Here is a 22,328-nt window from a genome sequence, read left to right as displayed (position 1 = left end):
GACCCCACAGGCGCAAGCCGAGGAGGCTCCCCGACCGCCCGCGGAAAGCGAGTGCCTGGAGCGGAAATCAACGTCCAAATAGTACAAACCAATAAAAAACCTTAGACATACTCGATTTTCATTGAGTTTGTCCAAGGTCTGGCATCTGCCGATTTGTCAGATGTTTTTTCATGCAGAAATGGCTGTCAAAGTAATGGTCGAATTTCCGAAAAAGGTCTTTAAATACGTCTGCATCATGGGCCTTACTGATCATTCAAATAATTTTGTTGTAAATGGAAGGTAATTGTAGTAGAATTCCTCAATTACGTGTAAAATAAAAGGTAAATGAATTATAACGGCAGAACGGTAGTTAGGAGATAGGTAAGTGGTAAAAGAGTATTTGCAAAGCGAAGGTTTTTCAAGGTTAATTACATTAATTGTGTTAGTCCTCTTTTTAATAAGCATCGGCAGTATGGTTAATATCGTGTTATTCACATTTGTTTTCACCTTCTTGATGGGAAGGCTGGAGCAAATTATCATGATTCGGCTGAATAAAGTGATGCATATCAATTCCAAGGTTGTTATAAGCTTTTTATATGCAGTCGTCATTTCTTGTTTAGCCATCGTTCTTTATAAATATCTACCGGTCATCACGCTACAATTCACGGAATTAGTGACACAGATCGTTTTCTTCTTTCAACATCCACCAGATAGCAGGGTCATTCAATATGCCATTAATATAATGAACGAGCTGAAATCTCCGCTCGATCTTCAAAAACAGATGAATACACTCTATCTTTATATATCCGATTTCGGTAAACTGGCATTTCAAATTTTCATTTCCATGTTGCTTAGTCTATTTTTCTTATTGGAAAAAGATAAAATCATTCGCTTCACTTCTAAATTCAAGCGCGCCAAATTCAAGTCTTTCTTTATAAACTTAAGCCACTTTGGCGTCAAATTCATCAATTCATTCGGGAAGGTGATCGAGGTCCAGTTCTTGATAGCCATTACGAATGCCGTCCTATCAGTAACTTTCTTATGGATTCTTGGCTTCCCGCAGTTGCTTGGTCTAGGGATCATGATTTTCTTTCTTGGTTTGATTCCGGTTGCAGGGGTCATCATCTCCCTCATCCCGCTTAGCATGATTGCCTATAGCATCGGCGGCATGCCCAAAGTGATTGCTGTATTAATCATGATTGTTGTGATCCATGCAATTGAAAGCTATATTTTAAATCCGAAATTCATGTCGGCAAAAACGAATCTTCCAACATTTTTCACCTTCATCATCCTATTGTTTTCCGAGCATTTCCTTGGAATATGGGGATTGATCATCGGAATACCGATATTCATCTTCCTGTTGGATATGTTGGATATTGAAGAGGGGAATACGGAAGTACCATAATAATCATTTGAGCAGCGGCCGCTAATATGGCCGCTGCTTATTTTTGTTCCATTAAATCTTTTGAACGGTGGCACTATCTGTTTTCAATATAATATCCATTAATTCGAGTGAAGGGAAGAAAGTTGCCTCTTTCCCCATTAGAGCACAGTTGCGTTTTTAATTTACCGAGTTAATTGATTAAAATTTTATTTTACTAAAGTTATTTATCGACTTTTTATTGCATAAAAAAACAAATAAACGTATAATATTCTTAAAAGAATAAACTGAAAGTTCTCTAAAGTTAGATTTATCTGTTTTTTTAAAAAAAAGAGAGTTTACGAGAGAGAAGAGGGGATTATTTTGAAAAAGGTTTCTTTTTTAGTGTTTGCCATGTTTGCTTCTTTGTTACTAGTCATGACAGGATGCGGGAAGGATAAGGAAGTCTCGACAACTGGTAAAGAAGAAGAGTCAAATGGGAAAACACTCAGGATCGTGACTGACGCCAACTATGCTCCATTTGAATATCTTGAAGGCGATAAGATTGTAGGATTCGATGTTGATTTCATCAATGCCGTTGCAAAAGAAGCGGGATATGAAGTTAAATTGGAAAGTGTTGGCTGGGATCCGATTTTTGTTGAAATCGAAGGTAAGAGAGCGGATGTCGCCATATCTGCGATTACAGTGAATGACGAAAGAAAACAATCTTATGACTTCTCGGTTCCGTATTTCTTATCCACAAACAAAATTCTCGTTCCTGAGGATAGTGATATAAAATCTGGAGATGAATTGAAAGGAAACGTCATTGCCGTTCAGACCGGTACTACTGGACAGGAAGCGGTAGAGAAACTCCTTGGAAAGAATCACAAGGATATCAAAAAATTCGAAAATAATAACCTGGCCATTCAGGAATTACTGAAGGGCGGAGCATCGGCTGTCGTTGCAGATAATACGGTTGTTGAAGAATATGTGAAAAATAACCCCGATCAAAAACTGAAAGTCGTTGAAGACAGCAAAAGTTTCAATGAGGAGTTTTATGGTCTTATGTTCCCAAAAGGCAGTGAATTGAAATCGGAGTTCGATAAAGCCGTGAATGCCATTTATGAAAATGGGAAATATGCAGAAATTTATAAAGAGTGGTTTGGCACTGACCCAGATATTGAAACGTTGAAAGCACAACAATAAAACAAATGGATAGTAAAAGATTGCGTAACTTTACGTATGAAGTTACGCAGTTTTTTTGGCCTTTAGGAGGGGAACGAAATGAGTTTTCGCTGGGATATTATTTTTGAGTATGCTCCTTTCTTATTAAAAGGGACATTGCTTACTATTGGGCTTTCGGTTTCCTCCATCCTGATCGGAACTTTTTTGGGGTTATTGATCGGTTTAGGGAAAATCATGAAAAACAAAGTGCTTGCCTTTCCATTTTACGGTTATGTCACGGTTTTTCGCGGAACACCGCTTTTAGTTCAAATCTTTTTAATCCATTTTGGAATCGTGCCCTTTTTTACCGGGGAAACGAATGCAGTAACCGCCGGTGTCATTGCTTTATCGTTAAATGCAGCCGCGTATATCGCAGAAATATTCCGGGCGGGCATTCAATCCATCGATAAAGGGCAAATGGAAGGGGCGCGTTCATTGGGGATGACCCATGCCCAAACAATGATACATGTTGTATTGCCACAAGCTTTCAAACGAATGATTCCTCCGTTAGGAAATGAATTTATCGTATTATTGAAGGATTCATCCCTGCTTTGTGTCATTGCTGCCCCGGAATTAATGTACTGGGGGAAAGCGATGGGGAGCCAGTACTTTAAAGTGTGGGAGCCATACTTGGCTTGTGCCTTCATCTATCTATTCCTGACCCTCATTTTAAGTTTCGTATTAAATAGACTCGAAAGAAGGTTGAAAACAGAATGATAAAGGTGGAGAATCTAAAGAAGTCATTTGGCGAAAATGATGTATTGAAAAATATCAATGCAATCGTTTCCCCACGGGAAGTAGTCGTGGTAATTGGTCCTTCTGGATCGGGTAAATCCACTTTTCTCAGATGCATCAATCAACTTGAAACGATTACGGGAGGCCATATTTTCATTGAAGGGCTTGATACGACAGACAAGAAGGTCAATATCAATAAAGTCCGGACGGAAGTTGGCATGGTATTTCAGCATTTTAACTTATTTCCGCATAAGACTGTTCTTGAGAATATAATGCTGGCGCCTATAAAGGTCCGCAAGATATCCAAAGAGCAGGCTTCCCAAAGAGGGATGGAACTGCTTAAGAAAGTGGGACTTGCAGAGAAAGCGAACGCATATCCGGATTCATTATCAGGTGGACAAAAGCAACGTGTCGCAATTGCCAGGGCGTTGGCGATGGAACCCAAAATCATGCTATTCGACGAGCCCACTTCCGCCCTGGATCCGGAAATGGTCGGTGAAGTCCTTGAGGTCATGAAGCAACTGGCCAAGGAAGGCATGACCATGGTAGTTGTGACCCATGAGATGGGGTTTGCAAAAGAAGTTGGAGATCGCGTGATCTTCATGGACGAAGGTTATATTATTGAAGAAAATATTCCTAGTGAGATTTTTAATAATCCCCAGCAGGAAAGAACTAAAGCCTTTTTGAGTAAAGTCCTTTAATTACACGTAAAGAAAAAAACCTTCCATTATGGGAGGTTTTTTTTCGGGGCATATCAGGGGGCTTCATTTTATGCATGAAGCTCCTAAAAGCGATTCAGGGCTTTTACCGAGCACAAGCATACTGATTTTTGCATATCCAATATTTTTACTTTGGGAGAAGGTCTGAAGTAATACCTGGATATTCGGATCATCCTTTAACTTTTGAACTTCCTCAATATATAATTCGATAACGGAGGGCATAACGAATTCAGGGGTGTATTCGTTAGGGTTTTCATCCATGATTAATGTGCCCATAAATTGATATTTAAATTGGAGAGCCCGTGTTAAGGCAACGACATGGAGCAGTTTATTAAATAGTTCGGGGTATGAATATTTAATTTTCTCCAGAGCTGCTTCTGATGCCTGTAACTCATCGACATTAGATAAAGTGATCATGAATATCTCCTTTTTAGAACATATGGAATCCATCAGCATTCAACGTGCTTTTTACTCATACTAGTCTACCCCCGCCGTAACTCATTGTAAAATGGTTAGATGTTATTACGTGCATAACCCAAATCTATGATAGTGCTTTCATCAATCTTGCTGGATAATCCACTACTTATGGGACAATGCTTCCCTAGTATATTTCAGCCATTCTTTTGCAGCGTATGAAAGGTAATGGTCCTTACTCCATATGAATCCTAAATTCCAGCTAATGGAGGGGTTTCTAACCTTGATTGTCTTTACGCGATCATCATGACGGCATAAACTTTCAGGTAATAGAGCAACGCCAAGTTTACAGTAAACCATTTCCTCAATAAAATCCCATCGTGAACTTTCCGTGACGATATGTGGAGAAAAACCAGCTTCACTACAGGATGAAATGATGAGATCTCGAAGGACGTAATCTTTATTGAATAAGATGAAAGATTCCTTTTCCAGGTCGGCCAAATCAATTTCTTCCACACAAGCATGGGGGTGGGAGGGATGAACTATCAAGTTGATGTCTTCTTCCAAAAAAGCAAAATGGTGAAAAAGCGCGTTGTTGGTTGGCAGGACTATTACGCCTATATCGATTAAATCATTTTGGACGGATTCTTCTATTTTCTTTGAACCATCCTCCACTAATTGAAAGGTGATATTGGGATAGTCCTGGTGAAAACGGCTAAGAATTCGGGGGAAGAAAGAAGCGTCGATGATCGGCGGCAGCCCGATGCGTATATGTCCCTTTTTTAAACCTAATAAATTGTCCATTTCCGTTTCTAAATTGTGAAAGGCCTTATCGATCAATTTTGCCTGGTCTAAGACAACCCTGCCTGCATCGGTCAAGATCAGTTGCTTACGTGAACGATCAAAAAGTTCAACACCTAGCTCGGTTTCCAGGTTTTTAATCATCTTGCTGATGGTCGGCTGTGTAATGAATAAATGATCGGCAGCCCTAGTGAAGCTATTGAAATTGGCAACCTCTATAAAGTATTGCAAATGTTTAATATCCATTGCGTCACCTGTTATCCTCGTTTGAAATTAGTTTCATTTTACCCGTAAACGGAAGTGTTTGTAAAACATGATAAGTTTGGAGTTCATGCACGCATAAATAAGCTGGATTCCAAAGGGGAACCCAGCCTATGAAGGGGCTGGCCATATCTGCCGTAAATTTCATTTGACCAACAAGACAGGAACTGGAGAATGTTGAACGATATAGTGGCTCACGCTGCCCAGGAATTCCTTGAAGCCGCTCAATCCGCGGCTGCCCATGATAATAAGGTCACAATTCTCGGATTTTGCATGTTCCAATAAAGTCGTGATGGCTGAACCTTCTACGACAAATGTTTGGGATGCATTCGGGATTTCGGATAAAAGGGCTTCCGCTTTTTTAATCACTTCCTTGCCATGCTTAAGCATGGATTCTTCAATTTCCTGAAAAGCACTGCCATATATACTTGGCTTGATTGGCAGTGTAACAGCGTGAAGCACCTGGATTTCGATAGCGGGATCCAGCTTTGCTAATTCAATCGCTTTTTCTAAAGACTTTAGTGCCAACTCAGATTCATCATAAGCAACTAATATTTTTGAACATAGCATTGATCGATCATTCCCTTCTATAAAAAGAATATACCCATAGTATATCAATATAAATCTTCCATGCAGATTCATATATTATAAATTTTGTGAATATTTCATTGAAGTTTACGTTAACGTTAATGTTAGAATAAAGGTAAATAATCCCTTTGCAAAGTGTGGTTTTAACATGTACACCATTTCTGAGTTAGCAAAAGAATTCGAATTGACGACAAGGACCCTCCGTTATTATGAGGAACTGGGTATGCTTAGGCCAATGCGTACCGAAACGGGAAAAAGAGTTTATGGAAAGAAAGAATATGCACAGCTCAAAATCATAATGCGCGGTAAGAAGTATGGTTTTTCGTTAGTGGAAATAAAGGATATAGTCCTTTTATTCGATAAGGATAGGACAGGCATTAAGCAATTGGAAAAAACGATTGAAACTGCAGGACAGAAGTTAAACGAACTTAATGAACGAATTAAAGAGCTGGATGGGTTGAAGCAGGATTTTGAACAGGTAATCAAAGGCTTTACCGAAACCCTTCTTGAGTTGAAAATGAACGATAAAACAGGCAAGCGGTGAAATTAATCTTGAAAATAGGTTTTGATGATAGTGAAAGATGAATATATATTCTAGAAACAGATGGGGTGAGAATTTGGAAATTCAAGAAACCATTGCAGTTGTGACAGGCGGGGCTTCAGGTCTGGGAGCGGCGACAGTAAGAAACATCATTAAAAAAGGTGGAAAAGCGGTCATATTCGACCTCTCGGAGGAAAATGGCGCTAAAATGGCTCAGGAGTTGGGCGATTCGGTCCTGTTTATTAAAACGGATGTAACTAGTGAAGATAGCGTATCTATAGCATTGGATGAAGGATTAAAAAATTTCGGTAGCATCAATACTGTCATCAACTGTGCAGGCATTGCCATTGCAGAGAAGGTCATAGGCAGGAAAGGCATACATGAATTGAAAGCGTTCTCAAAAGTCGTGCAAATCAATTTGGTCGGTACATTTAACGTAATCCGGCTTGCAGCTGAAAAAATGGTCGAAAATGAACCGAATCAAGAGGGGGAGCGTGGAGTCATCATCAATACAGCTTCGGTCGCTGCCTTTGAAGGACAAATCGGACAAGCCGCATATAGTGCCTCCAAGGGAGGGATTGTCGGTATGACTCTGCCAATCGCAAGGGAGCTTGCCATCAAAGGGATACGTGTCGTATCGATTGCACCGGGTCTATTCCATACACCGATGTTCGATTCATTACCTGAAGAAGCCAGGACGTCATTAGGGAAAACCGTGCCATTCCCATCAAGGCTCGGGTATCCAGAAGAGTACGCTAAACTAACGGAAAGCATCATAACGAATCCAATGCTGAATGGGGAAACAATCAGACTGGATGGGGCCATTAGAATGTCACCAAGGTAAGTTGTCAATCAAACCATTGTAAATCTAGAAAAAGAGCCTCCGACAAAGGAATGGAGAGGAGATAAAACAGATGAAGCATCCGTACCTAAGTGAAGAACATGAAATTTTCCGTATGTCCTTCCGAAAGTTTTTAGAGAAAGAAGCAGTTCCCCACTATGAACGTTGGGAAGAAGAGAGGATCATTCCCCGGTCTTTTTGGGTGAAAATGGGGGAACAGGGTTTTTTATGTCCGGACCTTGAAGAAGATTATGGGGGTTCCGGGGTAGATTGGGGCTTTGCCGTTATCATTAATGAAGAATTGGAAAGAGTTGGTTCTGGGTTCATTGGTTTCGGACTTCACAGTGATATCACCGTACCGTATATTTCCTCCTACGGAAATGAGTCGCAGAAACAGCGCTGGCTTCGAAAATGTACGACAGGGGAAATCATTACAGCCATTGCCATGACAGAGCCTGGTACAGGTTCGGATTTGGCCAATATTAAAACGACTGCCATTTTGGATGGAGATCATTACATATTAAATGGTCAAAAGACATTCATCACAAATGGCATTCATTCGGATTTGATCATTGTTGCCTGTAAAACGGATCCCAGCGCCGTTCCGAAACATAAAGGCGTTAGCTTAGTCGTGGTCGAAAGGGATACACCCGGATTTTCCAGGGGGAGAAAACTGAAGAAACTTGGCTTGCACAGTCAGGATACAGCAGAACTCATCTTCGAGGATTGCCGTGTTCCAAAGGAAAACCTGCTTGGTGAAGAAGGCAAGGGGTTTATTTATTTAATGGAAAAACTGCAGCAGGAACGCCTTGTGGTGGCAATTTGTGCTCAAACCGCGTCTGAGGATATGCTGGCCGATACGATTGGGTATGTGAAGGGCAGGGAAGCGTTCGGAAAGTCTGTAAGTCAGTTTCAAAATACTCAATTCAAAATCGCGGAAATGGCTACGGAGATAAAAATGGGGCGTGCTTTCCTAGATCAATTGATCACCAAACATATGGCTGGTGAACAGGTTGTAACGGAAGTTTCGATGGCGAAATGGCGTTTGACGGAGACTGCCAGAAAAATATCCATTGAATGCATGCAGCTCCATGGCGGCTATGGATATATGGAGGAATACAAAATTGCCAGAAGGTATCGGGATGTTCCGGTAGCAAGCATCTATGCCGGCACAAATGAAATCATGAAGAAAATCATCGCTAAGAATCTGGGCCTATAGTAAAGATGAGAAGGGAAGAGAGTATATGCGGGAAGTGGTTATCGTTGAAGGAATTCGCACGCCGGTAGGCAGAAGGAACGGTGTCTTGAAAGACGTTCGCCCTGATGATCTGGCAGGGGAAGTATTGAAGAAGCTGATTGAAAAGGCGGGCATCGATCCTGCTATTGTCGATGATGTCATTTTAGGTTGTGTTTCACAGTCGGGCGAACAGGCCGGTGATATAGCAAGGGTTGCCGCACTGATAGCCGGATTTCCGATTGAAGTGCCGGGAACGACGATTGACCGTCAATGCGGATCAAGTCAACAGGCAGTCCATTTTGCTTCCCAGGCCATCCTGTCGGGTGATATGGATGTGGTAGTGGCAGGTGGAGTGGAAAACATGTCACGAGTTCCCATGGGGTCAAATCTTCAAGGTGCTGTAACAAGCCAAAAGTATATGGACCTTTACGAGGTGATCAACCAAGGTTTATCAGCTGAAAGAATCGCAGACAAGTGGGGAATAACACGTGAAGATTGTGATCGGTTTTCCGTTGAAAGTCATGCCAAGGCAATACGTGCTCAAAAAGAAGGACATTTTAACCGTGAACTGATATCAGTAATGGGTACTGATAAAGAAGGAAATCAAATCGAAGTTACGGAAGATCAAGGCCCAAGGGGCGGAACTACGCTTGAAGTGCTGGCTGGATTGAAACCGGCATTTCAAGAAGGCGGTTTAATCCATGCAGGGAATTCTAGTCAGATCAGTGACGGTGCTGCCGCTTTATTATTGATGGAACGCAGTAAAGCAGAAGAACTTGGATTGAAACCGCGCTTTAAAGTGCATACACGGGTTGTTGTCGGGTCGGATCCCACCCTGATGCTAACGGGACCGATTCCCGCCACCCAAAAAGCTTTGGAAAAAGCGGGTCTTACAATTGATGATATCGATATCTTTGAAGTGAACGAGGCTTTCGCTCCTGTACCGATTGCATGGCTAAAAGAAACGGGGGCAGACCCAAAGAAGCTGAATCCAAATGGCGGGGCGATTGCATTGGGGCATCCTCTTGGCGGCAGCGGGGCCCGTTTGATGGTGTCCATGATCCATGAATTAGAAAGGACGGGCGGCCGTTATGGGCTGCAAACGATGTGTGAAGGCCACGGCATGGCGAATGCCACCATCATTGAAAGAATGGACTGAAGCTGGACTATCCATTTATGAATATTCGTAATTCGCACGAAAGTAAAAGCTGAAAAAGGGATGAAGTCGACCATCGGCAGGCTTTGCTGAATTCTTCCTGTTGATGGTGGTTACTTGAGGAGGAGAATGATTTGTCAGTAACGATTAAAAATATCTTTGATCAGACGGTTCAGAAATTCCCCATTAAAGAAGCTATCTACGACGTGAGAAGAAATATCCGCTATACGTACATCCAATGGAATGAACAGGTGAATAGGTTGGCGGCGGCCCTTCAAGCGGAAGGGGTGCGAAAAGGGGACAGGGTATCTACTTACCTTTACAACAATGAAGAGCTTGCAACAGCGTTCTTTGCCTGTGCAAAAATCGGTGCAATCTTCAATCCGATCAACTTCCGTTTAATGCCGGAAGAGTTGGCCTTCATTTTGAATGACGCTGCTCCAAAGGTCGTTCTATTCGAACGCGAATTGGAAACGAACGTCGCCGCGGTTGAAAAGCGATTTCCGGAAACGGCCTTCTGGTATATAGATGAGGATGTGCCTGGGTATGCCAAAGGTTACCGCCAAAAATTGGCCAGTATCTCCTCAAAGCCAGATGAAGTTGAAGTTCACGAAGATGACATTTATGCCATCATGTATACGAGCGGAACTACCGGACGTCCCAAAGGGGTCATTCACCTTCATAAAGACATGGTCAAACAAGCCGAGATTTTAATAGAGGCCATGAAGTATGAACGCTCTGATATCGGTTTGATTACTGCACCGATGTTTCATTGTGCTGAATTGCACTGCTCTTTTTTACCTCGTGTACAGGTCGGTGCAGCTAATGTCATATTACATCAGTTTCATCCCAAAAAGGTCATGGAACTGATTGAATCCGAGGGGGTCACCAAGTTTTTTGCTGCACCTACGATGTGGAACATGCTCATTCAGGAAAAATTGGAGGAGTATAAATTCCAGAGCTTGAAGTTAGGGCTTTATGGAGCAGCCCCGATGGCTCCATCCCTTGTACGTGCCTGTCAGGAGAAACTCGGCATCCAGTTCATCCAGGCCTATGGAATGACTGAAATGGGGCCGGCCATAACTCTCCTATTGGAGGAAGATCAAATTAGGAAAGCGGGTTCTGCCGGCAAGGCATGTTCCGAACATGAAATCATCATTGCCCGTCCGAATGACGATGGGCCATCAGATCCCGAGGATATGCTGGAACCTGGGGAAACAGGGGAAATCCTTGTAAAGGGTCCGTGTATCATGCAGGGTTACTTTCAAAAAGATAGAGAGACCGAAAAGGCGCTTTACAAAGGCTGGTACCATTCCGGTGACATCGGTTTCCTGGATGAAGATGGATATCTGTGGGTCAAGGACCGTGTGGACGACATGATTATTTCTGGAGGGGAAAATATTTATCCGCGTGAAGTGGAAGATACACTATATGAGAATCAAGGCGTCCTCGACTGTGCGGTACTTGGTCAGCCAGATGATCAATGGGGGGAAACGGTAACGGCATTCATCGTAGCCAAAGACCCAATGCTTGCCGAAAGCGATTTAGAAACTTGGTGTAAGAACAGTAATAGTTTGGCGAACTATAAACGTCCAAGGAGATATATCTTCTGTAATGAGCTGCCTCGGAACGCAAGTGGGAAGATACAAAAGTTCTTGCTTCGTAAACAGTTGGAAGAAAATGTTGATAGCAAAGGTTTGGGGAATCTTCTTTAAATGCCGGGGTCAGCAGCCGGTGAAATACCAAGATAGGGTTTAGAATTGCTGGAAAAAGATTTGGATAAATTATTTTATAAATAATAACCTTGTGGAACAAATGAAGGAGAGAGAATAGTTATCCACAACGAAAATGTAGCGTGGTTAGCCCAATCTCTCCTTTATCCACATAATCCACAGGGTTATCCAGAAATAACATTATTTTCATGTTGATAAGGTGAGTTAATGGACTTATTTTTTGTCAGTATTTTCAGAATATATCCACAATATACACAGGGTTGTGGATAAGCTATGTAAATAAAGAGGACCAAGGGGCTAACTTACAGCCCCTTGGGTTGGTTTATTCTGCTTATCGGCGATTATGAGCACGGCGGTCAGCCGCATTTGCACGGGCTTGTGCCTCGATATCTTCCTGGTCAGCCAGTTCGGAAGAATATTCAACGTCAAGTCCGTCACTTTTCAGGTTTTTGGGAACCTGAGGAAGTTTCTGTGTGTTCTTATCTCGATTATGGTGTATGTTATTTCGTCCCATGTTATCGCCCCCTGGAATATAAATAAGCTGGAGATGAATTTCACTAATCATCTCCAGCTTATTTTGTGTTGAGTGGCTGTTCAAAATGTAAGGAAAAAAACTCCAAACCTAACGACGGGATTTCTTCTCGGTATATCCACCAGCTCGATCTGCTTTTTTAAATTCGCGAGCATAAAGAATCGCTTGTGTACTAGTTAAGTTACTTTTTTCTTTATCGTGTTTTTTGAGCAATTAGATCATCTCCATTCACTTAATATCCCTATTTTTTCCTAAAATGACCCTTTCATACGTGGGAATCTTCTTTTAAGATATTTTGTAAGGCTTCTTTAAGGGTTGGAAAGGAGAAGGTGAATCCTTCTTCTTTAAGTTTAGTGGGAAGGACATTTTGCCCTTCAAGTACAAGGATGCTCATTTCCCCCAACAATTTCTTGAGGAAGAAAGGGGGGACAGTTAACCAATGGGGCCGGTGCAGGACAGTTCCAATCGTTTTACCGAATGTATCCATCTGGACGGGGTTCGGTGCCGTAAAATTGACTGGACCTTCTATCCTAGCATCATTCATGCTAAAGATGATTGCACGGACCGCGTCATGGATATGAATCCAGGAAAGCCACTGATTCCCTTTGCCAATCTTTCCTCCGCCAAATAGTTTATAGGGGAAGGCCATCATTGGCAGTGCTCCGTCTTTTTCTCCAAGAATCACCCCGAATCTTGTTAAGATCAACCTTTTACTGTAAGAGCGTGATTTAGCCGCTTCCTTTTCCCATAGTTGAACAGTACGGGCCAAGAAATCATCACCAATGGATTCAGAGGTTTCGGTAAAGGTCTCATCGTCCGAAATACCATAATATCCGATTGCACTTGCATTAATGATGACGGACACTTTGGAGGGCAGTATGGAAATGATCCGGTTCATCTCTTTGGAAGCCTCAATCCTGCTTTCGACAATCCGGCGCTTTCGTTCAGGTGTCCAACGGCCGCTGTTCAGAGATTCACCAGCAAGGTTAATGAACACATCGAGCCCCTCCAAGTGCATTTCCGGCGTTGCCTCCTCGGTCAACCAGCCGATATATGTCAAATTAGTCTGTTTCTTAAATTTTTCGGGATGACGGGTCAAAATATATATATCATGATTTTCTTTTGATAATTCATCAATTAGGGCTGTGCCGACAAAACCGCTTCCACCAGCAATGGCTATTTTCATGAAAACCACTTCCTTTCCCTGTCTTTCCTTCACTTTAACATGCCCATGTTCTTTTTTCATTTTTAGGCATGCTATATATAGAAATGGTAAACGTAAAGGGGTAAAGTAGGTGTGGGGGGTGGATTTATGCCAAACATAACAAAAATAACAACCCAAAAGAAACGTAAGGATCGTTATAACATCTTCGTTGACGAAAAATATGCCTTCAGTGTAGACGAAGAAGTGCTATTGAAATTTCAGTTGAAAAAGGGTATGGAACTTGATGACCTGCTTTTGGCCGAAATACAATTCCATGATGAAATCCAAAAAGCATTTACCGATGCACTTAATTATTTATCATACCGGATGCGCTCGGAATCGGAAATTCGCCTTTATTTAAAAAAGAAGGAAACGGAAGAGCCGATCATTAAGGAAGCGATACATAAACTATACAGTTTTAACTATTTAGACGACCTTGAATTTTCCAAGGCTTACGTGCGGACCCATGTGAATGGAGGGAATAAAGGGCCCACTACCCTTAAGCTTGAGCTTAAGGAAAAAGGGGTGCAAGATAAGGTGATTGTCGAGGCATTGAAGGAATACCCTTATGACATTCAAATTGAACATGCAAGGAATCTGGCTGGAAAAGCGGTCAAAAAGGAAAAAAACATTTCCGAACGAGCTTTAAGGCTGAAGGTTGAACAAACCTTGTTACGGAAAGGTTTCCCAAGAGATATCATCCATGAAGCACTTGAAGATGTGACGGTGGAAAAGGATGAGGATGAACAATGGGATTCCCTTTGCCACCATGCCGAAAAAATGCAACGCCGATATAAAAACCATGAAGGCTTCGAATATGAACAAAAAATGAAGCAGGCATTATACCGAAAAGGTTTTCCAATAGAATTGATTGAGCGTTATCTTTCCAATCCTGATGGTGATTAAGTGCATCAATAGCCAAATCACAAAATTTTGTTTAATATAGAAGTAAATTAATTATTTCATTTGAGGAGTCATATATATGAGCGACGTAAGATACAGCAAGCTGTCTGCCTATGAACTGCAACAGGAAATCGCAGCGTTGACTGAAAAAGCGAGAAAAGCAGAGCAATTGGGAATGGTTAATGAATATTCAGTATTGGAACGAAAAGTGACGATGGCCAAGGCCTATTTGTTAAATCCTGATGATTTCAAAAAAGGTGAAATATATCAAATTGACGGAGATCCCGGTGTCTATTTCAAAATTGATTATATGAACGGCGTATTCGCTTGGGGTTACCGCTTGGGCGGTAGCGGTAAGGAAGAAGCACTCCCGATTTCAATGCTGAAATAAAAAGGAACCGGGGAAGTACCCGGTTCCTTCTGATGTACCTTTTAATTCGATCGCTCGTTTGAAGCTTTCATTCTTTCTTGAGGGTGTGTATTAATACTTCCATCTGCACGCTTTGAAGCATATCTTGCCTTTGCACGAGGCTCGCCTTGGAATTTGTTATTGTTTTGGTTGGGGAATCCTTTTTGTTTATTTCGCAAATTTTTTCTCCTCCAAGCATCAGATTAAGAAAGAAGCGTTTCCGCTTACAACTAGTATGGGTATGGGACAGTATAGTTCATTCTGTAAAAATATTGGCAATGAGGTGGTTCTAATGAATGATTACCATGAAAGATTAACCAAGATACTGCTTGAGAAAAATGAACACATCACGTATGAGCAAGCTTTGACTTGGGTGGAATTATTATGGGAAGATTTCGAAGCGACCTATGCAAAGGCTGGGCATGAATATGCCGGTGAAGAAATGACATCGCGCGTTGTAAGGACCTGGATTGATAACTACGGTGAGCAATTCCACGAATTCATTGCAAAGAACCCTAAATATCAGCAGTTATTAAATCAGCAGAATCGACTGCATTAAAAAAGCTGATTCCAGAGGAGTTCCCTGGAATCAGCTCTTTTTCAATGTACTATAAAATAATATTCAATTTCTTCTGCAGCTTCGCTTCACTAAAGATCCAGCCGGTATAAGAATTCAAGATATTCAATTCGCTGTCTAAATGGACCACTGCCACAAACGGGTAATATCCATTGCTGCGATATCTTAGATCGATAAAACGGACTTCGTAATATTCTTTTATCTGTTCGATTTCGAATCGGTAAACCGGAGAAAAGGACAGAAAGGCTGCCAAGTTGATATCCTTCTTGGCGGCTTCGAGAATTTCACTTTCAGGCAATGGCACCCGATCGAACGTATCAAGAATCTTCACATATCCATTATCGGCTCGTGCCACATAATAATTCTTTTCGGTAATCACCGCAATTTTCCAGCGGTGAAAACGCATCGTCGGTGATAAAAGAATTTTCCTTGCTCCAGGAATTTGCTGTTTGACCACTCTTTTTATAAAAGCTTGTTCCCTGAACCTGGAAATGTAATAAATGACGAGTATCCCGTAAATGGAAAGAAATAAATAGCCTGGAGGAAATCCGAAGCCCCATAATATCAGGCCTGCAACATGTATTCCAAAAATGAATGGATCGAATGTATTGATGACCCCTAAAGCTACCCATTTTGACGAAATCGGCCTAAGAGCCTGGGTCCCATAAGCATTGAATATATCCACGAATACGTGAAGGAATACGGCTAAAAAGGTCCAAAGCCAAAGATGAAGGTAATTTGCTTCAGGTATGATGGCGAAAATTGCTCCGCTAATAATCAAGGGCCAAAGTAAAACAGCGGGAATGGAATGCGTGATTCCACGGTGGTTACGTATATATACAGCGTTATTCCTTAATTTTAAAACGGTGTCAATGTCCGGAGCTTGTGATCCCAATATCGTACCTGCTATGACTGCACTTGCAGTAACTGGGCTCTGCGCAATGACGGGATCTAATGTGGCAAGACCTCCAAGAGCAATTCCCATGACAAAGTGAGTACCTGTATCCAAAAAACTAACCTCCCTGCCACAATTTGAAAAAAATGGTCTTCTTTCATCATACCGTATTTATATATTAACCATCAAATGAATATAATTTTGATTTATTTCAAGTGACCCGTTACAAATAAATGGATATGAACATGATATTAAAAAAAGAATGGCCTACTATAGGTATTCCCAATTTTGATTAGAGTGTAACATCTTTGGAGGAACTGATGTGAAAGAAATAACGATCCCGACAATAGAAAAAATAAAAATCGATGAATTTCAAAAAGATTTGGTTTCCTGGTTTCTTGAAGAACAAAGAGAATTGCCATGGAGGGAAAATAAGGACCCTTACCGCGTTTGGGTTTCTGAAATAATGCTGCAGCAAACGAGAGTGGATACGGTGATTCCTTTTTTCAACCGGTTCATCGAATGGTTCCCGACACTCGAGGACTTTGCCAATGCAGATGAAGAGAAGGTCCTGAAAGCATGGGAAGGGCTGGGGTATTACTCGCGTGTAAGGAATCTGCATAGTGCCGTTCAGGAAGTGAAGTCATCCTACAATGGGATTGTACCGAATGATCCCGAGGAAATCTCCAAATTGAAAGGTGTCGGCCCATATACTGCCGGTGCGATTCTAAGTATCGCATACGGCAAGCCGGAGCCAGCCGTTGATGGAAACGTCATGCGTGTTTTATCAAGGATATTAATGATATATGAAGACATAGCAAAGCCAAAGACAAGAAAAACATTCGAAGCTGCCGTCAGGAAGCTGATCGATCATGAACATACCTCTGCCTTCAATCAAGCCTTGATGGAACTTGGAGCATTAATCTGCACACCTGGTAAGCCTGCCTGCCTATTATGCCCCGTTCAAAGTCATTGTCTAGCATTTGAAGCAGGGGTTCAGTCGGAATTGCCGGTAAAAATCCAAAAGAAAAAAACAAGGGATGTACCAATTGTAGCCGCCGTTTTAACGAATGAAAAAGGTGAATTTTTAATTCACAAGCGAGCGTCAGAAGGATTGCTAGCTAATCTTTGGGAATATCCGAATTTCGAAAACCATACATCCCTCTTGCATAAGAGGGAATTCTTCGAGAGTCGGTTTAAGGAAATGTATGGCGTCAAACCGGAAATAACTGAATCACTTGTAAGAATTGAACATGTTTTCTCACATCTCGTTTGGAAAATGGATACGTATATCGGCGTGGTCAAAGAGGACATCGATGAAGAGACACTAAAAGAACAGCAACTTAAGTGGGTGAGTGAAGCAGAGATGGAGCAGTTGGCATTTCCGGTCTCCCACCAAAAAATGATGAAGGCGTATAAAGAAAAAGGAGTGCATTGAATAAGCGAATGAAATCGTGATATATGCATAAAAGAGGATATCCGATAAGATATCCTCTTCCTTTGGTTGATTTTCAAAGCAATAACCGTATAAAATCATTCGTAACTGGTTTTCGTTCCATGAGTATAATCGGCTTCTTGCCTGTTAAGTCCGCCTCTATTTTCAATTTCTTTGACGATTTCGCTATGGATACTCTGTCCTTCTTGGTTTAAATAAGGTACCATTTGTTGAAGGGAGTGATGAAAATAGGCAAGTTCACTATTTTCCCAATCCGATTTTTTCATCATCGACAACTCAGTCATATCACGTCCAACATACATAACAGTAACACTCCTTAAAAAAGATTTTTATTACTCGGTGTTTACTCAGAAAGGATGAATAAACGAATGGAACAAAAAGTGGCACTCGTTACAGGTAGCAGTAAAGGTTTAGGCAGAAGCACGGCAATAAGGCTTGCAGAGGAGGGTTACGACCTCGTTATTAATTATGCCCGGAGCAAGTCGAAAGCATTAGAAGTGGCAGCCGAAATTGAAGCGTTGGGGCGAAAAGCCCTTGTAGTCAAGGCAAATGTCGGTGATGTTGCGAAAGTGAAAGGCATGTTCGAGGAAATCGATGCTTATTACGGACGTTTGGATATCTTCATCAATAATGCGGCCTCTGGCGTCCAGCGTCCATTGATGGAGCTGGAGGAATCCCATTGGAACTGGACCATGGACATCAATACAAAAGCTCTCCTTTTCTGCGCACAGGAAGCGGCGAAACTAATGGAGAGGAACGGCGGGGGGAAAATCGTCAGCATCAGTTCACTAGGATCCATTCGCTATTTGAAAAATTATACAGCTGTTGGAGTCTCCAAAGCTGCGCTTGAAGCCCTGACAAGATATTTAGCGGTCGAATTGGCTGCTAAAAATATTTGTGTCAATGCCGTTTCAGGCGGTGTGATCGATACGGATGCCCTGAAGTCTTTCCCGAATCGGGATGAAATGCTTGCTGAGGCGGCAGAACAGACTCCCGCTGGACGCATGGTCGAGGTGGAAGATATGGTGAATACCATCCTGTTTTTAATTTCCGATGGAGCCAGGATGATTCGTGGACAAACCGTAATAGTTGATGGAGGCATTTCATTGCTTGTTTAATGTAACTGGAAAAATTTAAATGATTTTTGTTGGATAGCACTCCTGGATAATGGTTATCTTATTATCGTGGAGGTGATATCAATGGCTAAAAACAACATGAATAAATCACAAGCAGGTACTGACGTTCAACAAGTAAGACAACAAAACGCGCAATCTCAGCAAGGTCAAGGCCAATTCGGTACAGAATTTGCTTCTGAAACTAACGTTCAAGAAGTGAGACAACAAAACGCGCAATCTCAACAAAGAAAAGGCCAAGGTCAAGCACAAGGCCAATTCGGTACAGAGTTTGCTTCTGAAACTAACGTTCAAGAAGTGAAACAACAAAACCAAAAATCTCAAAGCAATAAAAACCAAGGCTAATTGCCGATGAAAAGCATCCTTCTTATGAAGGGTGCTTTTTTTTTGCCTTCCATTAGATTCGACAAATGTTTCGTCGTGTTTACATTTTATGTCAAAGGAGAAAGCTGATAAAAATAGAATATACATACTATAGAAAAAATACAGATTAGGAAGGTGCATTCATGGAGGAATTTAACCGGCTTATAAACAACCAGTTGAAAACGATGGATAAGCTTTTACTTTTACAATCCGAAATCGAAAGATGCCAAGATATAGAGAAGCAACTCCTTGCCCTTGAAGAGGAGAGTGAAGCGGTCACCATTCAGGAAGAGATTCAACTTAAAAAGCAGGAATTGAAAAGTATCCATGAAATGTTCGAAAAGCAAACGGAAGAAGTCATCCGTTATTTTCAGCAAGGACAGGCAGCCATACGATAAATAACCGGCTAATTTCTTAGATGAAATGGGTGGATGGTCAGACTTTTTCGACTTATTTACACATTTTCACTGGGAGATTAGCCACTTTTGTTTTAAATTTATGAATAAATCGCTATAATATAGGAATATAGGGTAAATGGAAAAAAGTATATATTTTAAATACACAAAACAACTGCAAACGGAATAGGGCACAGTACGCTGTCAGGGTGTCTATAGAAAGTAGGGAGAGATAAATGGGGATTGTTCCTGCCGAAGGAGGAAAAATCCAAATCCATAGCTATAAACATAATGGACATATCCATCGTATCTGGGAAGAGACAACCGTTTTAAAAGGGACCCAAAATCTGGTGATAGCAGCGAATGACCGTACTATGGTAACGGAATCAGATGGAAGGACTTGGATTACGAGAGAGCCGGCGATTTGCTATTTTCATTCAAAGTATTGGTTTAATGTTATTGGTATGTTGAGAGAGGACGGGGTTTATTATTATTGCAATATCAGTTCGCCGTTCACATACGATTCGGGAGCATTGAAATACATTGATTATGACCTGGACATTAAAGTATTCCCAGATATGACGTTTAATTTGCTGGATGAGGATGAATATGAAAGGCATCGGAAAGAAATGAATTACCCGGATGCCATCGATTCAATATTGAAACAGAACGTAGACTATTTGATTTATATGATACGCCAGCGAAAAGGACCATTCTCCGCAGAGTTTATTGATAGTTGGTATGAACGCTTTTTAACCTATCGATGATAGAAAAGGCCTGCTGCATAATTGGCAGGCTTTTTCATTGTGTATCTTACCTACACATCTGATTCACTCTTTCAATACGCAGGAACCATTAAACCTCCTACAAATGTTTATGAAAGTGATCCTTTTGATAGTTAATTACCGAAAAGGAAAATATAATTGAATAGTGCATATAAGATTCCCAAATGACCGTTATGGGCTTTTTTAGCATTTGGATTTATTGATTAAGAAAAGGAGGAATTCCGTGGGGAGCATTAAGAGATATTTGCAATTCGTCAAACCATATAAATGGCAGATAATCGGAACGGTACTGATTGGACTGCTAAAGTTCGCGATTCCGCTTTTGCTTCCATTGCTCAGTAAGTATATAGTGGATGACATCATCGGAAACGGTGATCTGTCCAAAGCCGTGAAGTCCGAACGCCTTATATGGGCGATGGCCATCATGATATTCATTTTTGTTGCAGTTAGACCGCCGATTGAGTATTACAGACAATATTTCGCTCAATGGACCGGAACGAAAATCTTATATGATATTCGTAATGATTTATTTACCCATATACAGAAACTGAGTTTTAAATATTATTCCAATACAAGGGTGGGCGAGGTCATTTCAAGGATGATCACGGACGTGGAACAAACGAAGAACTTTGTCATCACGGGTTTAATGAACCTTTGGCTCGATATCGCAACGATCATCATAGTGATAGTCATCATGTTTACGATGGATGTGAAATTAACCATTGTATCCATCATCATGCTTCCATTTTACGCATTTTCGATTAAGCATTTCTTTGGCAAGCTGAGAACGTATACAAGGATTCGGTCCCAAGCCTTAGCGGATGTACAGAGTCACCTTCATGAACGGGTTTCAGGGATGTCAGTCATCAAAAGCTTTGCGATAGAAGACAGGGAACAGGAATTGTTTGCAAAGCAGAACAAGAATTTCCTCGATAAAGCCCTAAAGCATACGAGCTGGAATGCCAAGTCATTTGCTGTCGTGAATACGATCACGGATATCGCCCCCTTGCTCGTGATAGGATTTGCCGGTTATCAGGTCATTCATGAACAATTGTCACTGGGTACCATGGTTGCTTTCGTCGGTTTCATTGACCGGCTATATAATCCCCTCAGACGTTTAGTTAACTCTTCGACGACAATGACCCAGACATTGGCGTCCATGGACAGGGTTTTTGAGTTTGTGGATGAGAAGTATGATATCGATGATGAACCAGGGGCGAAAGAGCTGAAGCATGTGGATGGCCGAATAACCTTTCAGGATGTATCGTTTGCTTATGACGAGAAAGAGGCACCCGTTTTGAAACATATAAACCTGGATGTTAAATCAGGGGAAACCATTGCACTTGTCGGTATGAGCGGCGGCGGGAAATCCTCGATCGTCAGTTTGATTTCCCGTTTCTATGATGTGACGGAGGGAAGGGTATTATTGGATGGGACGGATATCCGTAAATATCAAGTCCGCAGCCTAAGAGATAAAATAGGAATGGTACTACAGGATAATATCTTATTTAGTGAATCGGTTAAGGCCAACATCCTTATGGGACGACCTGATGCAAGTGATGAAGAAGTATTTGAAGCGGCAAAGGCGGCGAATGCCCATGACTTCATCATGGGTCTAAAAGAAGGATATGAAACGAAAGTCGGGGAGCGGGGAGTTAAATTATCCGGGGGCCAAAAGCAACGGGTGGCCATTGCGAGGGTATTTTTGAAAAACCCGCCAATCCTTGTTCTCGACGAAGCCACCTCCGCATTGGATTTGGAAAGTGAACACTTTATCCAGGAGGCGCTGGATATTTTGGCGAAAAACCGGACCACGATCATCGTCGCCCATCGGTTATCAACCATCACCCATGCAGATCGGATCATTCATATCGATAATGGGGAAATTACGGAAATGGGAACACACGAAGAACTTATGAAAAAGCAAGGGCATTACTACAACCTATTTCAAGTACAACAATTGGATTCTTAAGGAATAAAAGATAAAAAAGAAGACCATTCCGCTAAAGGATGAACTGCACCCCAATTGTTAGACACCATCTAACAATTGGAGGTGCTTTTTTTATGACAAAATATTCATTAGAGTT

Annotated in this window: 27 protein-coding genes; 18 read left to right on the top strand and 9 right to left on the bottom strand. The window is 41.5% G+C overall.

What is annotated here, in order from left to right; translation table 11 throughout:
* The first annotated feature begins 364 nt into the window (after nucleotides 1-364).
* From AC3WLU_RS18525 to AC3WLU_RS18510, 4 genes are all read left to right on the top strand, one after another.
* Nucleotides 365-1,384 carry an AI-2E family transporter gene (locus AC3WLU_RS18525; protein WP_057278705.1) on the top strand — a complete coding sequence of 340 codons (1,020 nt, stop codon included), beginning with the start codon at nucleotides 365-367 and terminating at the stop codon, nucleotides 1,382-1,384.
* 339 nt (nucleotides 1,385-1,723) lie between these two features.
* Nucleotides 1,724-2,545 (top strand): basic amino acid ABC transporter substrate-binding protein, encoded by an 822-nt coding sequence (locus tag AC3WLU_RS18520; protein ID WP_413001293.1) that lies wholly within the window; start codon nucleotides 1,724-1,726, stop codon nucleotides 2,543-2,545.
* A 78-nt stretch (nucleotides 2,546-2,623) separates the two neighbouring features.
* Nucleotides 2,624-3,280, top strand: coding sequence for an amino acid ABC transporter permease (locus AC3WLU_RS18515; protein WP_054397812.1), 657 nt, complete (start codon nucleotides 2,624-2,626; stop codon nucleotides 3,278-3,280).
* Nucleotides 3,277-3,999, top strand: coding sequence for an amino acid ABC transporter ATP-binding protein (locus AC3WLU_RS18510; RefSeq protein WP_048685484.1), 723 nt, complete (start codon nucleotides 3,277-3,279; stop codon nucleotides 3,997-3,999). Before AC3WLU_RS18515 ends, AC3WLU_RS18510 begins: the two co-directional genes overlap by 4 nt.
* A gap of 63 nt (nucleotides 4,000-4,062) precedes the next feature.
* Here AC3WLU_RS18510 and AC3WLU_RS18505 read toward each other — a convergent pair whose 3' ends face one another.
* The 3 genes from AC3WLU_RS18505 to AC3WLU_RS18495 form a co-directional block, all read right to left on the bottom strand.
* Nucleotides 4,063-4,434, bottom strand: a complete 372-nt coding sequence (locus tag AC3WLU_RS18505) for a hypothetical protein (RefSeq protein WP_034305408.1) — start codon at nucleotides 4,432-4,434, stop codon at nucleotides 4,063-4,065.
* A 162-nt stretch (nucleotides 4,435-4,596) separates the two neighbouring features.
* Nucleotides 4,597-5,478: a cidABC operon transcriptional activator CidR gene (cidR, locus tag AC3WLU_RS18500; RefSeq protein WP_063577348.1), complete on the bottom strand. Its 882-nt coding sequence runs from the start codon at nucleotides 5,476-5,478 to the stop codon at nucleotides 4,597-4,599.
* Between the two features lie 159 nt (nucleotides 5,479-5,637).
* Nucleotides 5,638-6,111 (bottom strand): universal stress protein, encoded by a 474-nt coding sequence (locus tag AC3WLU_RS18495; RefSeq protein ID WP_492597705.1) that lies wholly within the window; start codon nucleotides 6,109-6,111, stop codon nucleotides 5,638-5,640.
* A 118-nt stretch (nucleotides 6,112-6,229) separates the two neighbouring features.
* On the opposite strand from AC3WLU_RS18495, the gene AC3WLU_RS18490 reads away from it, so the two are divergent.
* From AC3WLU_RS18490 to AC3WLU_RS18470, 5 genes are all read left to right on the top strand, one after another.
* Nucleotides 6,230-6,625: a MerR family transcriptional regulator gene (locus AC3WLU_RS18490; protein ID WP_098187153.1), complete on the top strand. Its 396-nt coding sequence runs from the start codon at nucleotides 6,230-6,232 to the stop codon at nucleotides 6,623-6,625.
* Nucleotides 6,626-6,698: 73 nt separating this feature from the next.
* Complete coding sequence (locus AC3WLU_RS18485) at nucleotides 6,699-7,466, top strand: 3-hydroxyacyl-CoA dehydrogenase (RefSeq protein WP_492597704.1); 768 nt, start codon at nucleotides 6,699-6,701, stop codon at nucleotides 7,464-7,466.
* Nucleotides 7,467-7,536: 70 nt separating this feature from the next.
* Complete coding sequence (locus AC3WLU_RS18480) at nucleotides 7,537-8,682, top strand: acyl-CoA dehydrogenase family protein (RefSeq protein ID WP_492597703.1); 1,146 nt, start codon at nucleotides 7,537-7,539, stop codon at nucleotides 8,680-8,682.
* A 25-nt stretch (nucleotides 8,683-8,707) separates the two neighbouring features.
* Nucleotides 8,708-9,859, top strand: coding sequence for a thiolase family protein (locus tag AC3WLU_RS18475; protein ID WP_063577344.1), 1,152 nt, complete (start codon nucleotides 8,708-8,710; stop codon nucleotides 9,857-9,859).
* 131 nt (nucleotides 9,860-9,990) lie between these two features.
* Nucleotides 9,991-11,571, top strand: coding sequence for a fatty acid--CoA ligase (locus AC3WLU_RS18470; protein WP_492597702.1), 1,581 nt, complete (start codon nucleotides 9,991-9,993; stop codon nucleotides 11,569-11,571).
* A 349-nt stretch (nucleotides 11,572-11,920) separates the two neighbouring features.
* Here AC3WLU_RS18470 and AC3WLU_RS18465 read toward each other — a convergent pair whose 3' ends face one another.
* The 3 genes from AC3WLU_RS18465 to AC3WLU_RS18455 form a co-directional block, all read right to left on the bottom strand.
* Nucleotides 11,921-12,103 carry a YfhD family protein gene (locus AC3WLU_RS18465; RefSeq protein WP_057278714.1) on the bottom strand — a complete coding sequence of 61 codons (183 nt, stop codon included), beginning with the start codon at nucleotides 12,101-12,103 and terminating at the stop codon, nucleotides 11,921-11,923.
* Between the two features lie 108 nt (nucleotides 12,104-12,211).
* Nucleotides 12,212-12,334, bottom strand: coding sequence for a YfhE family protein (locus AC3WLU_RS18460; protein WP_081088510.1), 123 nt, complete (start codon nucleotides 12,332-12,334; stop codon nucleotides 12,212-12,214).
* A gap of 52 nt (nucleotides 12,335-12,386) precedes the next feature.
* Nucleotides 12,387-13,307 carry a TIGR01777 family oxidoreductase gene (locus AC3WLU_RS18455; RefSeq protein ID WP_057278744.1) on the bottom strand — a complete coding sequence of 307 codons (921 nt, stop codon included), beginning with the start codon at nucleotides 13,305-13,307 and terminating at the stop codon, nucleotides 12,387-12,389.
* Between the two features lie 126 nt (nucleotides 13,308-13,433).
* On the opposite strand from AC3WLU_RS18455, the gene recX reads away from it, so the two are divergent.
* Complete coding sequence (gene recX, locus AC3WLU_RS18450; protein WP_492597701.1) at nucleotides 13,434-14,231, top strand: recombination regulator RecX; 798 nt, start codon at nucleotides 13,434-13,436, stop codon at nucleotides 14,229-14,231.
* A 76-nt stretch (nucleotides 14,232-14,307) separates the two neighbouring features.
* A complete protein-coding gene (locus AC3WLU_RS18445) occupies nucleotides 14,308-14,619 on the top strand; it encodes a YfhH family protein (protein WP_034305394.1) in 312 nt (103 codons plus the stop codon).
* 41 nt (nucleotides 14,620-14,660) lie between these two features.
* Here the strand turns inward: AC3WLU_RS18445 and AC3WLU_RS18440 are convergent, their stop codons facing one another.
* Entirely contained in the window at nucleotides 14,661-14,816 is a 156-nt protein-coding gene (locus tag AC3WLU_RS18440; protein ID WP_034305387.1) for a small, acid-soluble spore protein K, read from the bottom strand.
* A 113-nt stretch (nucleotides 14,817-14,929) separates the two neighbouring features.
* On the opposite strand from AC3WLU_RS18440, the gene AC3WLU_RS18435 reads away from it, so the two are divergent.
* Nucleotides 14,930-15,196 (top strand): YfhJ family protein, encoded by a 267-nt coding sequence (locus AC3WLU_RS18435; RefSeq protein WP_034305384.1) that lies wholly within the window; start codon nucleotides 14,930-14,932, stop codon nucleotides 15,194-15,196.
* 49 nt (nucleotides 15,197-15,245) lie between these two features.
* On the opposite strand, the gene AC3WLU_RS18430 is transcribed toward AC3WLU_RS18435, so the two are convergent.
* Nucleotides 15,246-16,223, bottom strand: a complete 978-nt coding sequence (locus AC3WLU_RS18430; RefSeq protein ID WP_048685454.1) for a metal-dependent hydrolase — start codon at nucleotides 16,221-16,223, stop codon at nucleotides 15,246-15,248.
* A 208-nt stretch (nucleotides 16,224-16,431) separates the two neighbouring features.
* Here AC3WLU_RS18430 and mutY point away from each other — a divergent pair, with 208 nt between their 5' ends.
* A complete protein-coding gene (mutY, locus tag AC3WLU_RS18425) occupies nucleotides 16,432-17,547 on the top strand; it encodes an A/G-specific adenine glycosylase (protein WP_492597700.1) in 1,116 nt (371 codons plus the stop codon).
* 95 nt (nucleotides 17,548-17,642) lie between these two features.
* On the opposite strand, the gene yfhS is transcribed toward mutY, so the two are convergent.
* On the bottom strand, nucleotides 17,643-17,867 hold the full coding sequence (gene yfhS, locus AC3WLU_RS18420; RefSeq protein ID WP_034305377.1) for a mother cell protein YfhS: 225 nt from the start codon (nucleotides 17,865-17,867) through the stop codon (nucleotides 17,643-17,645).
* 66 nt (nucleotides 17,868-17,933) lie between these two features.
* Between yfhS and fabL the strand changes: the two genes are divergently transcribed.
* From fabL to AC3WLU_RS18395, 5 genes are all read left to right on the top strand, one after another.
* A complete protein-coding gene (gene fabL / locus AC3WLU_RS18415) occupies nucleotides 17,934-18,683 on the top strand; it encodes an enoyl-[acyl-carrier-protein] reductase FabL (RefSeq protein WP_034305373.1) in 750 nt (249 codons plus the stop codon).
* Between the two features lie 81 nt (nucleotides 18,684-18,764).
* Entirely contained in the window at nucleotides 18,765-19,043 is a 279-nt protein-coding gene (locus AC3WLU_RS18410) for a gamma-type small acid-soluble spore protein (RefSeq protein WP_048685445.1), read from the top strand.
* A 161-nt stretch (nucleotides 19,044-19,204) separates the two neighbouring features.
* Nucleotides 19,205-19,459 carry a YgaB family protein gene (locus tag AC3WLU_RS18405; protein WP_048685443.1) on the top strand — a complete coding sequence of 85 codons (255 nt, stop codon included), beginning with the start codon at nucleotides 19,205-19,207 and terminating at the stop codon, nucleotides 19,457-19,459.
* Between the two features lie 233 nt (nucleotides 19,460-19,692).
* Nucleotides 19,693-20,223 carry a nucleoside tri-diphosphate phosphatase gene (ntdP, locus tag AC3WLU_RS18400; protein ID WP_048685440.1) on the top strand — a complete coding sequence of 177 codons (531 nt, stop codon included), beginning with the start codon at nucleotides 19,693-19,695 and terminating at the stop codon, nucleotides 20,221-20,223.
* A 241-nt stretch (nucleotides 20,224-20,464) separates the two neighbouring features.
* Complete coding sequence (locus tag AC3WLU_RS18395; RefSeq protein ID WP_492597699.1) at nucleotides 20,465-22,213, top strand: ABC transporter ATP-binding protein; 1,749 nt, start codon at nucleotides 20,465-20,467, stop codon at nucleotides 22,211-22,213.
* Nucleotides 22,214-22,328: the final 115 nt, after the last annotated feature.

Source organism: Peribacillus sp. FW305-BF15 (assembly GCF_058783805.1).
Note: the sequence above shows the minus strand (reverse complement) of the source record. Positions and strands in the feature narration are given on the sequence as shown.